Genomic DNA, 12944 nt, shown 5'->3' with positions numbered 1-12944 from the left:
CCGATGTTCACCGGCATTTTCCTTCGTTCGTTTTATTTGTTTACCGTTAATTGTCCTTGTTCAAGGATGCTGTTTTTGACAACGGATGTTTTTGATCCTTTGATTTTCAGCAAAAAGCTTGGTGCAAATGTGGCGTGATGCTCGTTCGAAATCCCTCTGTTTGTGATGTAGCTCGTGATGACGACTTCGTCGCCTTTTTTCTGCGGTACGGCAAAGTGTGAATAAGTAAATGTGATGTCATTGTAATCCAGGTCCATGTGTAAAACAAGTCCGGATTTGTTTAAAGGCTTGAATGGCCCGGTTAGTGAACCTGATACATAGCCGAGCATATAAATGTCTTTTGCACCAATGCCGTCAATTGTCATTTTTGATCCTCTTGAATCTGTGAACAGATACCATTTTCCGTTCATTTTGAAGAGATTGGCCCGTTCGATTTCATCAGTCACCGTATTGGAGGTGATCAAAGGCTTCATGACTTTTTTCAGCGTATAATCGTTATTTAATTCGATGATTCCGAGTGCGCCGTTAGCCAATGAAGCGTTCTTTTTGTTCGCTCCTTGAAGCAGCTTGCTGCTTTCTTCTCTAAAGAACTTCTTGCTGCCGCCGTAGTAGGCTCTGTTGAATAGAGAGTCTTCTCCCTGATAGCCGGTTTTTGTTCCCGTATTGGCTTCAAATACGAGATATTTGCGGCCGTGATCTTCCACATAATGCGGGTCTCTCAACGTATGGTTGTCGCCGGAGCTGTAGTTTCCTTCATCAATGAATTGCTGAACGTTTTGGTACACTGTGCCGTCGGCCCCGTCAAAGACCGATTTATGATCTTCTACACCGTCAATTTTGAGCGTGTCCGAATCCGGCTGAGAGAAATTGACTTGAGCTGTTGTCAGCGTCTGCTTGCCGTATTGCGTGCCGGAGAAAGCCGTGTAAAACAGTCGGACTTTTCCGTCTTTTGTCAGCGTGGCGGAACCTGACCACTCTTGTGTTTGATACTTAAGGTACGGATCGTTAGGAGCGAATTTGTCGCTGTCTTTAAACACTCTGCCGGCGTTTTTCCAGCTGTCGATGGAAGTTTCGCCTTTCTTTTGATAGAACAAGTAGATGGATGTGTCATCGACGTCTTTCGGATCGCCCGCCAACGCGAAAACAAGATTGTAGCCGTGGTATGTAGCGACTGTCCCGTCGGCATTTTGCAGCGGCCAGCTGTCCCATACGTCTAAATCTATCAGCTCTCCCTTTTTGTTATAGCCTTTTGCTGAAGGGATGTTTTTGATCGTTTTCGGATCGAATTGAGGAACTTTAAATTGTTCACTCTTTTGCTGCTCGGGAATTTTCAGCATGTCATGTCTTGTGATATGAGAAAATCCGTAGCTCTTCTTGTAATCTTGCGTTTCTTTTGCAAAGGTTTGTGGCGCACCTCCAGCAAGCAGAGCCGCTGCAACGGTTAAGGCTGATGCTTTTTTAACGATGTTTTTGATGTTCATCAATATTTCCTCCCTTTTTCAATATGTTAATAGATTGCTCCTGATAACATGAACGTTCCGAGTTATCCCTCCTAACTGTGGCATCGTCCTGAAGAACAGAAAAAAGACCTAAAATGTGCAAGGTCATATAGGCAAAAGATAGATTTCGCCCTTCACACATTTTAGGTCTTGCCTGCTTAGACAGTAACAATCCCGACGATATTGAATTACCATCATTCTAATATACTTATCTCTGGGACTCAACTGGTCTAAGATCCTCTTTTCTCATCCATTTTTATGCAATCGACACCGATTTTAAGCGAAAAGACACCTTTTTTATATGAATCTATAGTCTGTATAAGGGGGGAATCGTCAATCATTGAAATCAATATACATCGGTATAGTTTCCCAAAAGGCATCTGGAATTGCGAGCTTCCGCTGATCATGTCTTGACAGGGTTGTTTGAATATCGTCCTCTTTTCCGGCTTGAACTTTTTGCAGCCAATCCTGATCCATCAGGAGACCCCGGCCGATTCCGATGAGATCGGCTCCTGTTTCCAGCGCTTGAAGGGCGTCTTCCGGTGTGCGTACTTGCCCGGCTCCGATCAGTGGGAGACGGTCTTGGACTGCTTCTTTGATCAGTTCCATTCGTGTATGGGATTTGTCTGCACCACGGCGCGGCAAGGACCGGAAATCAATTAGAGAAACGTGCAGGTAATCCAATGCTTGTTCCCGCAGTACATTGACGAAAGACAACGTTTCAGCCATTGTAATTCCAGGTGTTTCCGGCTCTTCGGGCGAAAACTTGTAGCCGATGATAAAGGATGGTTTATGGCAGCTTTCCGCAACGCGTCTGATTTCTTCTATGATCTGAAGCGGAAACCTCATCCGTTTCTCTAAAGTGCCGCCCCAGCTGTCATTGCGCCGGTTGTAATAAGGGGAGAAGAACTGATGGATGAGAAACCCGTTTGCGCCGTGAATTTCGACTCCGTCAAACCCGGCTTCTATCGCTCTTCGCGCCGCCTGGCCGAAAGAATGGATAAGGTCTTGAATTTCTTGATCAGACAGCGCCCTTGGCACCGGTGCATTCGGTTGATTCGGAGCGACAGCGCTGGCGCTGACTGTTCGTTCTATACCTTTGGCACCGGAATGGAAGAGCTGCAGGATTGCTTTTGCTCCGTGTTTCTTTAAAGTGGCTGCAAGCCGGGTTAGTCCTGGAATTTGATCATCGTTCTCAGCTCCGGGGATGCCGGGAAATCCGGTTCCGGGCTGTACGGTTGTCGCAGATGTGATGACCATGCCGACACCTGTTGCCCGCGCGGCATAATAGACCAGTTCGTCGTCAGAAATGAATCCTCCCGGCATAGAGGATGAATGCCCCATTGGCGGCATGATGATCCTGTTTTTCAATTGGATTCCGTTTTTAAAAGTAAACGGGGCGAATAAAGAAGCGTATTGTTTTTTCATGTTTTTTTCTCCTTTTTGATATAACAATAGCAACCACTGTGAGGCTCCACAAGAACGCAATTTTTTTATATATGCTTTATAAAAATAAACCGTAAGATCATTCTCTTGAATGCTCTGGCGTCCATATGGTAGGATCAAGTCAAAATTGGCGAATGAGGCAATGGAGGAATTGCTATGAATTCAGCTGTCGACCATAAAGAATGCTCTTCTTTAATTCAGGGTGTATTGAAAATTTTCTCTGGTAAATGGTCATTTTTGGTTCTCGCCGAACTCATTCAGGGCAAGCGGCGATTCAACGAGCTTAGAAGGAACTTGGGAAACGTCAACACTAAAGGATTAACTGACACATTAAGACATCTTGAAGAAAGCGGTATGATTTCCCGGAAGGTGTTCCCCACGGTTCCTATTACTGTCGAATATGCCTTAACAGAAAAAGGTAAAGCGTTCCACAGCATTTTTAAAGAGATGGCCGCGTGGGGGGAAAAGTGGATGGATGAACGTGAATAATAGCCGAAGAAATAACGAAACCCGACTTGTCAGAGTCGGGTTTTTTCGAATTAAAATGACTTCAAAACATGCTCTTTGTACGTTTTCGCGCTTTCGGCGAGCTCGCTTTCGCCGGTTGAGCCCGCCCCGTAAAACACGTACGGCGGAAGATAGGTTGTGTTGATAAAATTGCTTGTCGCCTGAAAAGGGCGTAACAGTTCGCTGATCGTATAGTGATTTGACCCGCCGGCCTGATAGGCTTCTTCGGGAGCGCCTGCTGATACCGCGACCATGAATTCTTTGCCGCGAAGCGCTGTGCCGTTTGTTCCGTATGCCCAGCCGTAGAGAAGAACGTGGTCCAGCCATTTTTTTAAGAGCGGCGGCGAGCTGTACCAATAAAGAGGGAACTGGAAGACGATCCGATCGTGTTCTTCACAAAGTTTTTGTTCTTTTTCCACATCAATGGCCTCGTCAGGATATTCCTGATAAAGGTCGCGAAAAGTAATGCCGGGTACGTCTTTCAATGTGTCTGCAAATGCTCTGTTCACGACTGACTGCTCCATATTCGGATGAAATGCAAGCACCAATACTTTCATTTTTCCATCTCCTTCTTCCATTTTATTCATCTTAAACGAACAGCAATCGCGGATTCAACAAAAATGCTCCGTCCCCATTCAATCAATCGTGCCGTGACAAAGGTCTGATGTAAGCCGAGAGACACAGAATTTGCATGTGATGGAGGAAGGTGCGAAAGGTCAAAATCCGAGTTTCTTCATTTATATATAAACATAAGCAAAAAGTCTCTAACCTCGGGTTTAAAGACTGCCATGAAAAAATAAGGCAAACAGGTGAAAACGGAGCTATAGACATGTATCATCATGATCGTGCGATATCTATTAATGTGATTATTCCGAATTTTTGGCAAGTTGAAATGGAAATGTTGATCTACAGCCGTATGAATGGTTCAAGTCAGAAGCTTCCGTTATCTTCTAAAAACAAATATGAATGCAGGATGAATTAATGATTTTTTGTCCTCATCAAAAACGCTTCTACTTCTTTGACGGTCAGTCCCATTTCTTTGGCTTCCAGCATAAGAGCTCTCCATTCATCGATATTGGCTTGGGTCAGCTCCCTGTTTCGATAAAACGCCCGTTCTTTCTTTTTCTGCTTGAGGCGGTGTGTGAATTGGAACAGTTCTTCCTGGTTCATCCCCGCTTGCACGGCCTGTACAAGGTGGGTTCTCCACTCGTCTTCATGCTCAGTCCGGCGATAAAGGATCACTTCGGTATCAAACAATTCCTTTAATTCGACTTTCAGCGCACGGGAGATTTTTTTCAGGAATTCGACTGACGGATTTCTGTGAACACCGCGTTCAATTTTGCTCAAATATGATTTTGATACGCCTGCTATATCAGCAAGCTGGTTAATGGAGTAGCCTTTTCTTTTTCTGTACATTCGGATGACTCTTCCGATCATACTGATTCCTCCCCTTCCCCTTGCCATTCATATAAAAACGCTTTCCTGTTCATTATAAGAAATAATTTGTTCTTTATAAAATTCAAAAATTTAAGATATCGACAGAAAACAAAAGAAAACGAACGGATTTGTTCTCTAAAAAGAACTATATAGCTAAATTCAGCATTTTTCAATTCAAATTTTTTCTTTTATAATCCAATCATTAACAAACGGCAATTCCTGAGGAGGCAGTCAAGCATGAAAGAAAATATTGATTTTAGAGAACTGATTGCAATCTTACGAAAAAGAACGGTTCTTATTCTCGTTTTGACAATAGGTGTAACATTGACGACCGGAATCATTCAGTTCTATGTGCTGACACCTGTCTATCAGGCATCGACGCAAATTTTGGTGCATCAAGTAGGAGAGAAAAAGGGGAGCGCCACGTACAGCGATATTCAAATCAACCTTCAATACACGCGGACATTCCAAGCGCTTTTGAAAAACCCGGTGATTTTGGAGCAAGTCAAGAGAGAGCTTGATTTACCTTACTCTGCCGGCCGGTTGGGTGAAAAAATTGCAACGAGCAGTGAAAGCGAATCAGAGATTATTAACATTTCGGTTCAAGATGAAAATCAGAAACGGGCGGCCGATATAGCGAACACTCTAACAGCGGTACTCAAAAAAGAGATTAAGCAAATTATGAACACCGATCGGGTAACCGTCCTGTCAAAAGCCGACATCGTCGATTCGCCGACCCCTGTCAGACCGAATTACAAAATGAATATTTTGCTGGCATTCGGCGCCGCATTAATGACCGGAATCGCTTTGGCGTTCTTTTTGGACTTTATCGATGATACGGTTGCAAGGCCGTCTCAAGTTGAAAAGGAAGCAGGATTTATTTATTTGGGAAGTATTGAGCAAATGAAACATAAAAAAAGTCTGTTTCGCGGGGACCCCGATATGAATATCCGCGTGAAAGCAGGAAGGAGTGAGCCGCTTGGGTATTAGAAAAAAACGCTCTCGCAAATATCAATCGGCGCTTGTCGCATTGCATCAGCCGAACACACCGATTGTCGAACAATATCGGACGATCAGGACGAACATTGAGTTCTCATCTTTTGAGAAGCCATTTAAGTCATTGCTCATCACATCGGGCCTGCCGGGAGAAGGCAAATCATTCTCGGCTTCAAACTTGGCGGTCGTATTTTCGCAGCAGGAAAAAAAGGTCCTTCTGATCGACGCGGATTTAAGAAAGCCGACGATCCACAAAATTTTTGAGCTCGATAACCATTCAGGCGTCACAAATGTATTGATGAAAAAAACGACGCTGGAAAATGTCGTGCAGCAAAGCCAAGCGGAAAATCTCCATGTGCTGACAAGCGGTCCGATTCCTCCGAACCCGTCCGAGCTGTTGTCATCGCAGGCGATGGAGGACCTGCTTGCGAAAGCGTACAACCAATACGATTTAGTCATCCTTGATTCACCGCCGCTTTTGCCGGTCGCAGACGCGCAAATATTGGCGAACCAGGTGGATGGAAGCATCCTTGTCATCCTCAGCGGAAAAACAAAGCTTGATAACGCGATCAAGTCTCGGGACGCGCTGAATTCTTCAAAAAGCGAACTGCTCGGCGCCGTGCTGAACGGGCGGAAAGTGAAAAAAGCGCGCCAATATAATTACGCAACCATGTAATCTTTTGAAGCGGCTGCACCGCTTTAGGTGATGTCTCCTTGCCTTTACCGATGGAGGCACTCGGCTCTACCGTGGGCAGACTTCCCGTCTGCCTTAGACGCAAGTCGTCGATGGCGGGGCGTGAGGACGGGTTAAATGCCCATTTTTATTTGATGTATGTGCTCGGTTTAGATTTGAAAATCGCACGTATCTTTTTAGCTGATGGGATTTTGCCCTGAAAGATCCCATCAGCTAAAAAGATACATTAGGAGGTAGGAAATTGACATATCGGAGAAGGCTTTCCATTATTACCGCACTCGATTCGTACTTGGTTTTGCTGTCCATCTTTATCGGATATCAGCTGATTTTGCCATCATATGATTTATACCCTTCGGAAATGCTGCTGATGACTTCACTGATACTGCTTGGCGCTCAGCATTTATTCGCCCATTGCTTCCACCTTTACAAAAAAGTGTGGGAGTACGCAAGCATCGGTGAATTGTATGTGCTGCTTAAATCGATTACATTGTCCCATCTCGTGACGGTGGTCCTCGAACTGTTTTTCTTTCAAAACGTTCCGGTTCGACTTTTATGTTTAAGCTGGCTGTTTCAGCTGATCTTGATCGGCGGGTCGCGGATGATGTGGCGCATCATCAGGGAACAGGTGAACAAAGAAAGCAAAGGATCTCTAAGGGCGCTAATCATCGGAGCGGGCTCTGCCGGCAGTTTGATCGCAAAACAGCTTGTGCAAAAGCCGGAATTGAACATTAAGCCCGTCGCATTTATCGATGATGACAAAACGAAATACCGGCTTGAAATCATGGGTCTGCCTGTTTTAGGCGGAAAAGAGCAGATCATGCAGGCGGTCCGTCAATGGAGCATCGACCGGATCATCATCGCCATTCCATCTTTAAGCGTCACTCAGATGCAGGAAATGTACAAGGCGTGTGCGCAAACGGGTGTCAAAACGCAAATCATGCCGAAAATAGATGAAATTTTGATTGGCAGACATCCTGTCGGCCAGCTTCGCGATGTCAAAGCAGAAGATTTGCTCGGAAGGGAGCCTGTCCAGCTTGATACAAGCGAAATCTCCAATACGGTCACGGACCGAATCGTTCTAGTGACGGGGGCCGGAGGTTCAATCGGCTCGGAAATCTGCCGACAAATCAGCAAATTTAAACCGAAATCGATTATTTTAGTCGGGCACGGAGAAAACAGCATCCATTCGATCCTGCTTGAACTGCAGGAGACGTTCGGAAAGCATGTCGACTATTATCCTGAAATCGCTGACATACAGGACAGAGAAAAAATGTTTTTGCTGATGGAACGCTACAAACCGAATGTCATTTATCATGCAGCTGCACACAAGCATGTTCCGCTGATGGAAAAATGCCCGAAAGAAGCTGTCAAAAACAATATCCTCGGCACGAAAAACGTTGCTGAAGCAGCCGACGAAACCGGAGTAGAAACTTTTGTCCTGATCTCGTCAGACAAAGCGGTCAACCCTGCCAATATCATGGGGGCAACGAAGCGGTTCGCGGAAATGCTGATCATGAATCTCGGCAAAACGAGCAAAACCAAATTTGTCGCCGTCCGCTTCGGAAATGTTCTCGGCAGCAGGGGAAGCGTCATTCCGATTTTCAAAAAACAAATCGCTAAAGGCGGCCCGGTCACCGTCACACACCAGGACATGACGAGGTACTTCATGACGATTCCGGAAGCCTCAAGGCTGGTTATTCAAGCGGGGGCGCTTGCCAAAGGAAGACAGATTTTCGTGCTCGATATGGGTGAACCGGTCAAAATCGTCGATCTCGCCAAAAATCTCATCCAGCTTTCAGGCTATACGACAGACCAGATCAAAATCGAATTTACAGGCATGCGGCCGGGAGAAAAAATGTACGAAGAGCTGCTGAATCAAAATGAAGTGCTGGCAGAGCAGGTTTTCCCGAAGATTCATATCGGCAAGGCGGTCGACGTTGAATGGACGGTGCTGAAGACATTTATGGATGAATTTATGTATTTGTCAGACCGCGAGCTGAGAGAACGCTTGTTCAAAGCGATCGGCCAGCATGAGAAAAAGCTGGTGACAGCGCACTAGGGGGAAGGACATGAAAAGAACGGTTTTATTTTGCGCTACTGTGGATTACCATTTCAAGGCCTTCCACCTCCCGTATTTAAAATGGTTTAAAGAGCAGGGGTGGAACGTTCATATCGCCGCAAAAGGAGATATGACACTGCCTTATACAGACAAAAAATTTGATATCGATATCAGGCGTTCTCCTCTGAATGCAAGCAATATCGCAGCCTATCGGGAGCTGGCCCGCATCATTGACGCAAACCGGTACAGCATCATTCATTGCCACACGCCAATGGGAGGCGTGCTGGCAAGGCTTGCGGCCCGGAAACAGAGAAAAGAGGGAACGAAAGTGATCTATACCGCTCACGGTTTTCACTTTTGCCAAGGTGCACCTTTGAAAAATTGGTTGCTGTATTATCCGATTGAAAAAGGGCTGTCCGCTTTGACCGATTGCCTGATTACGATCAATGAAGAAGATTTTGTCCTTGCAAAAGGCTTACGAAAGGGGCTGCGCACGGAAAAAATCCACGGCATCGGCGTCGATACGGAGCGGTTTCATCCTGTCAGCGAAACAGAGAAAATGCTGCTCAGGAAAACATACGGTTTCAAAGAAGAGGACTTTATTCTCATATATCCCGCTGAGCTGAACGCGAATAAAAACCAGGCGCTGCTCATCGAAACGGCGGCTGCTTTAAAAGACAGAGCTCCGAACTTAAAGCTCGTGTTTGCAGGAAAAGGGCAGATGGAGGAAAAATACCGGAGTCTCGCTGAACAAAAAGGCGTTTCTTCGCTCGTTACGTTTGCCGGTTTTCAAAAAAACATCCACGAATGGATTCAGCTTGCAGACGTGTCTGTCGCTTCAAGCATCAGGGAAGGGCTCGGCATGAACCTCCTCGAAGGAATGGCGGCAGGAAAGCCCGCCGTTGCAGCGGACAACCGCGGACACCGGGAAGTCATTCAAGAGGGTGTGAACGGATTTTTGATTCCGCAGGGAGACGCCGGAACGTTCAGCGACCGGATTTTACAGCTGTACCGCCTGCCTTCTTTGCGAAAAAAGATGGGAGACGCGGGGAGACGAACGGCCGCCGCTTTTTCCCAGCAGCGCACCGTCAAAGAAATGGCGGGCATTTACTCTTCCTTTATGGATAACGAAACAGTTGAAAGGAGGCTGAAAGGATGACAGGGGGTCAAAAGCCGAAAGTTTCTGTCATTATGGGAGTCTACAATTGTGAGGACACGATCGCAGAGAGCATCGAGTCGATTTTAAATCAAACCTATAAAAATTGGGAACTGATTATATGTGACGATGCTTCGACAGACGGGACATATGCTGTTGCCAGGCGGTATGCCGATCATTACGCAGATAAGATCAAACTGATCAAAAACGAGAAGAATCAGCGGCTGGCTGCTTCGTTAAACCACTGTCTCCAATATGCCGGCGGGAAATATATCGCGCGCCAGGACGGAGATGATATCTCTTTACCAAGGCGTTTTGAAAAGCAGGTCGCGTTTCTGGAATCACAATCTCATTATCATGTCGTCGGAAGCGGCATGATGGCCTTCGACGAAAACGGGATCAGAGGCGTCAGAATGCTTCCTTCCTCTCCAGGACCGAGAATCATGGCGAAAGGAACGCCGTTTTGCCATGCGACGATCATGATGAGAGCGGAAGTCTATAAGGCGCTGGACGGCTATCGGGTCAGCCGGAGAACAAGAAGGATGGAAGATATCGATTTGTGGCTCCGTTTTTTCGAGGCGGGCTACACGGGCTACAACCTTCAGGAAGCTTTATACAAAGTAAGGGAAGACGAATCGGCGTTTAAAAGGAGAAAGCTCAGCTACTCGATTGATAATGCGTTTATCGTCTTTGCCGCCTGCAGACGGCTGAAGCTCCCGCTCTCAGACTACATTTATATTATGAAACCCATCATCAGGGGGCTCATGCCTCCTTTTATCATGAACAAATATCATAAAAGAAGATTGATGAATGAAGGCGGAGGGGTCGTAAAACATGAATGACGGAAGCGTGAGACCAAAACGGGTGCTTCACATCGTAAGCGGAATGAACCGCGGCGGCGCGGAGACGATGATTATGAATATATACCGCCATACAGACGGGCGGCATATTCAATTTGATTTTATTTCCCACCGGGAAGAAACGTGCGATTATGATCCGGAGATCATCACGCGCGGCGGCCGGGTGTTTTATGTACCGAGCATCGGGCGGTCGGGACCTGTCGCCTACATCAAAAACATCAGAAGGATTTTGGTTGAGAAAGGGCCGTATGCCGCCGTACACGCCCATACGGATTTTCAGACGGGGTTTGCCGCATTGGCGGCCAGGCTCGCCGGCGTTCCGGTCAGGGTCTGCCATTCCCACAACACGGCCTGGAAGCCTAACCCCCGGTTTTGGGATACATGGCAGCTCCTTGCATTCCGACGCTTGATTTTCTCCAGTGCTACGGCTCTGTGCGCTTGCGGCAAAGATGCCGGGCGTTTTTTATTCGGCGGAAAAAAGATGGGCGAAAACGCGGTCCATCTTTTGCAAAACGGGATTGAACTTGACCGGTTCAAAGAAGCGAGCGGCGTTTCGAAGACGGATGCAAAAAAGAGCTTCGGCATCAAGGAAGACGCACTGGTCATCGGGCATGTCGGCCGTTTTTTTGAACAGAAAAACCACGCGTTTCTGCTCGGGCTTGCCGCTCATTTTAAGAAATCGGGCACGCCTTTTCAAGCGGTGTTCGCAGGTGACGGTCCGCTGCGCAGACAGATCGAAGAAAAAGCCGCCGCTCTCGGTGTAAAAGACGACATTCTGTTTCTCGGCGTTGTCGAAGATATCCCGGTTCTCATGCAGACGTTTGATGTATTTGCCATGCCGTCTTTGTTTGAAGGGCTCCCCCTCGTTCTCGTCGAAGCGCAGGCGTCAGGTCTTCCTTGTATTGTGTCAGATCACATTACGGAAGAAACCGATTTGGGACTCGGCCTGGTGAAACGTCTCAGCTTAAATGCCGGTTTTGAACGGTGGGCTGAGGATATCAGCCGTGCTGCTCAGGCGAAAAAGCCTGCATGGCCGGAGATTGAGAGAAGCCTGGCAGAGAGAGGCTATGATGCAAAAGCAAATTTGGCGAGACTGATGGACATCTATTCAATCTCCGCAGCAGAAGGACAGTGAGTGTATGGCTGTTTACATGTTGAATATGGGGATTGTTTTCATCTGGTCATGGTTTGCGAAAATGTACGGCAGGGAAGATCACAGGCTGCCGACGGGCTATCGTCCGAATGCGCTCCTCACCGTCGTTCCGCTCGCGGCTTTGATTATCGTTGCCGGCTTAAGATACAAGGTCGGAACGGATTACCACACATATATGCTGCTTTACGAATTAGCCGGAAAATACAACAACCTTTGGGAGATCTTCGGTTTCGGAACAGACAAGTCGTCGACTGATCCCGGATTTACCGCACTCTTATGGACATTAAACCAGATTTCAGCTGATCCGGCGCTCATGTTTGCCGTCGTTGCCGCGATTACCTATATCTATATCGTCAAGACGCTTTATGTGTATGGAAGGCCGTTTGAGTTGAGCATGTTTCTCTTTATCGGCATGTTTCACTACTATGCTTCCTTTAACGGCATTCGCCAATACATGGCGGCAGCCATTCTGTTTTGGGCGGTCCGGTATCTGATCGATGGGAAGCTGGTGCGCTATATGATCGTCGTGCTGATCTGTTCGCTTTTTCATTCTTCGGCTTTGATCATGATTCCGGTTTACTTCATCGTCAGAAGAAAAGCGTGGTCGCCTGTCCTCTGGTGCCTCATGCTCTTATTTTTGGCCGGGACTTTTCTGTATCAAAAATTTCTGTCCGTATTCCTTGTCGTGCTTGAAAACAGTCAATACGGACATTACGAAGAATGGCTGATGAAAAATACGAACGGCATGAACGCCATTAAAATCATCGTTCTTCTTCTCCCGCTCGTACTTGCATTCTGCTTCAGGGAGCAGCTTAGAAAGCGCTGGCCCGAAATCGATTATATCGTCAACCTTTGTCTGATCGGTTTCCTGTTCGGAATTTTGGCGACAAAGGATGTCATTTTTGCAAGGTTCAACATTTATTTCGGGCTCTATCAGCTGATTCTCGTTCCTTATTTTGTACGGATTTTCGAACCGAAATCGAACGCCCTTCTTTATGTTTTGATTTTGATCTGTTACTTCTTATACAGCTTTATGCTCATGCCGTTCGACTCGTCGGTATTGCCGTACAGAACGATTTTTGAACGTTGAATAGCGGAATAGGCCGTTTAGGTCTTGTGAAAATTTCGACAAAGGAG

At 46.6% G+C, this 12944-nt stretch carries 12 protein-coding genes; 8 read left to right on the top strand and 4 right to left on the bottom strand.

Features of this window, described 5'->3' with window-relative positions:
• Positions 1 to 32: 32 nt before the first annotated feature.
• Positions 33 to 1481 carry a glycoside hydrolase family 68 protein gene (locus MKX80_RS18970; protein ID WP_182070015.1) on the bottom strand — a complete coding sequence of 483 codons (1449 nt, stop codon included), beginning with the start codon at positions 1479 to 1481 and terminating at the stop codon, positions 33 to 35.
• Between the two features lie 351 nt (positions 1482 to 1832).
• Positions 1833 to 2927, bottom strand: a complete 1095-nt coding sequence (locus tag MKX80_RS18965) for an NADH-dependent flavin oxidoreductase (protein WP_268342837.1) — start codon at positions 2925 to 2927, stop codon at positions 1833 to 1835.
• Between the two features lie 174 nt (positions 2928 to 3101).
• On the opposite strand from MKX80_RS18965, the gene MKX80_RS18960 reads away from it, so the two are divergent.
• The gene (locus MKX80_RS18960) at positions 3102 to 3434 is read left to right on the top strand and encodes a helix-turn-helix domain-containing protein (RefSeq protein WP_154997063.1); all 333 of its coding nucleotides are present in this window, start codon (positions 3102 to 3104) and stop codon (positions 3432 to 3434) included.
• Between the two features lie 50 nt (positions 3435 to 3484).
• Here MKX80_RS18960 and MKX80_RS18955 read toward each other — a convergent pair whose 3' ends face one another.
• A complete protein-coding gene (locus tag MKX80_RS18955) occupies positions 3485 to 4009 on the bottom strand; it encodes an NAD(P)H-dependent oxidoreductase (RefSeq protein WP_268310652.1) in 525 nt (174 codons plus the stop codon).
• A gap of 421 nt (positions 4010 to 4430) precedes the next feature.
• Positions 4431 to 4889, bottom strand: coding sequence for a helix-turn-helix domain-containing protein (locus MKX80_RS18950; protein ID WP_154997059.1), 459 nt, complete (start codon positions 4887 to 4889; stop codon positions 4431 to 4433).
• 237 nt (positions 4890 to 5126) lie between these two features.
• On the opposite strand from MKX80_RS18950, the gene MKX80_RS18945 reads away from it, so the two are divergent.
• The 7 genes from MKX80_RS18945 (at position 5127) to MKX80_RS18915 (ending at position 12897) form a co-directional block, all read left to right on the top strand.
• Entirely contained in the window at positions 5127 to 5879 is a 753-nt protein-coding gene (locus MKX80_RS18945; protein WP_043928450.1) for a Wzz/FepE/Etk N-terminal domain-containing protein, read from the top strand.
• Positions 5869 to 6561 carry a CpsD/CapB family tyrosine-protein kinase gene (locus MKX80_RS18940; protein WP_182070018.1) on the top strand — a complete coding sequence of 231 codons (693 nt, stop codon included), beginning with the start codon at positions 5869 to 5871 and terminating at the stop codon, positions 6559 to 6561. Before MKX80_RS18945 ends, MKX80_RS18940 begins: the two co-directional genes overlap by 11 nt.
• 259 nt (positions 6562 to 6820) lie before the next feature.
• Complete coding sequence (locus MKX80_RS18935; RefSeq protein WP_339227393.1) at positions 6821 to 8638, top strand: nucleoside-diphosphate sugar epimerase/dehydratase; 1818 nt, start codon at positions 6821 to 6823, stop codon at positions 8636 to 8638.
• Positions 8639 to 8648: 10 nt separating this feature from the next.
• Positions 8649 to 9797 carry a glycosyltransferase family 4 protein gene (locus MKX80_RS18930; RefSeq protein ID WP_234112311.1) on the top strand — a complete coding sequence of 383 codons (1149 nt, stop codon included), beginning with the start codon at positions 8649 to 8651 and terminating at the stop codon, positions 9795 to 9797.
• Positions 9794 to 10636, top strand: a complete 843-nt coding sequence (locus MKX80_RS18925) for a glycosyltransferase family 2 protein (protein ID WP_216929752.1) — start codon at positions 9794 to 9796, stop codon at positions 10634 to 10636. The genes MKX80_RS18930 and MKX80_RS18925 overlap by 4 nt, the downstream gene beginning before the upstream one ends.
• A complete protein-coding gene (locus MKX80_RS18920; protein ID WP_154997047.1) occupies positions 10629 to 11789 on the top strand; it encodes a glycosyltransferase family 1 protein in 1161 nt (386 codons plus the stop codon). The genes MKX80_RS18925 and MKX80_RS18920 overlap by 8 nt, the downstream gene beginning before the upstream one ends.
• Positions 11790 to 11793: 4 nt before the next feature.
• Positions 11794 to 12897 carry an EpsG family protein gene (locus tag MKX80_RS18915; RefSeq protein ID WP_154997045.1) on the top strand — a complete coding sequence of 368 codons (1104 nt, stop codon included), beginning with the start codon at positions 11794 to 11796 and terminating at the stop codon, positions 12895 to 12897.
• Positions 12898 to 12944: the final 47 nt, after the last annotated feature.

Source organism: Bacillus sp. FSL K6-0972, from assembly GCF_037976035.1.
GTDB lineage: Bacteria > Bacillota > Bacilli > Bacillales > Bacillaceae > Bacillus > Bacillus haynesii.
The sequence above is the reverse complement of the archived record's forward strand: the minus strand, read 5'-3'. Positions and strand labels throughout refer to the sequence as shown.

Bases quoted from the DNA above. Each gene is read 5' to 3' on its own strand.
- MKX80_RS18970 (WP_182070015.1), bottom strand. From the start codon at position 1,481: ATGAACATCAAAAACATCGTTAAAAAAGCATCAGCCTTAACCGTTGCA.
- MKX80_RS18965 (WP_268342837.1), bottom strand. From the start codon at position 2,927: ATGAAAAAACAATACGCTTCTTTATTCGCCCCGTTTACTTTTAAAAAC.
- MKX80_RS18960 (WP_154997063.1), top strand. From the start codon at position 3,102: ATGAATTCAGCTGTCGACCATAAAGAATGCTCTTCTTTAATTCAGGGT.
- MKX80_RS18955 (WP_268310652.1), bottom strand. From the start codon at position 4,009: ATGAAAGTATTGGTGCTTGCATTTCATCCGAATATGGAGCAGTCAGTC.
- MKX80_RS18950 (WP_154997059.1), bottom strand. From the start codon at position 4,889: ATGATCGGAAGAGTCATCCGAATGTACAGAAAAAGAAAAGGCTACTCC.
- MKX80_RS18945 (WP_043928450.1), top strand. From the start codon at position 5,127: ATGAAAGAAAATATTGATTTTAGAGAACTGATTGCAATCTTACGAAAA.
- MKX80_RS18930 (WP_234112311.1), top strand. From the start codon at position 8,649: ATGAAAAGAACGGTTTTATTTTGCGCTACTGTGGATTACCATTTCAAG.
- MKX80_RS18925 (WP_216929752.1), top strand. From the start codon at position 9,794: ATGACAGGGGGTCAAAAGCCGAAAGTTTCTGTCATTATGGGAGTCTAC.
- MKX80_RS18920 (WP_154997047.1), top strand. From the start codon at position 10,629: ATGAATGACGGAAGCGTGAGACCAAAACGGGTGCTTCACATCGTAAGC.
- MKX80_RS18915 (WP_154997045.1), top strand. From the start codon at position 11,794: ATGGCTGTTTACATGTTGAATATGGGGATTGTTTTCATCTGGTCATGG.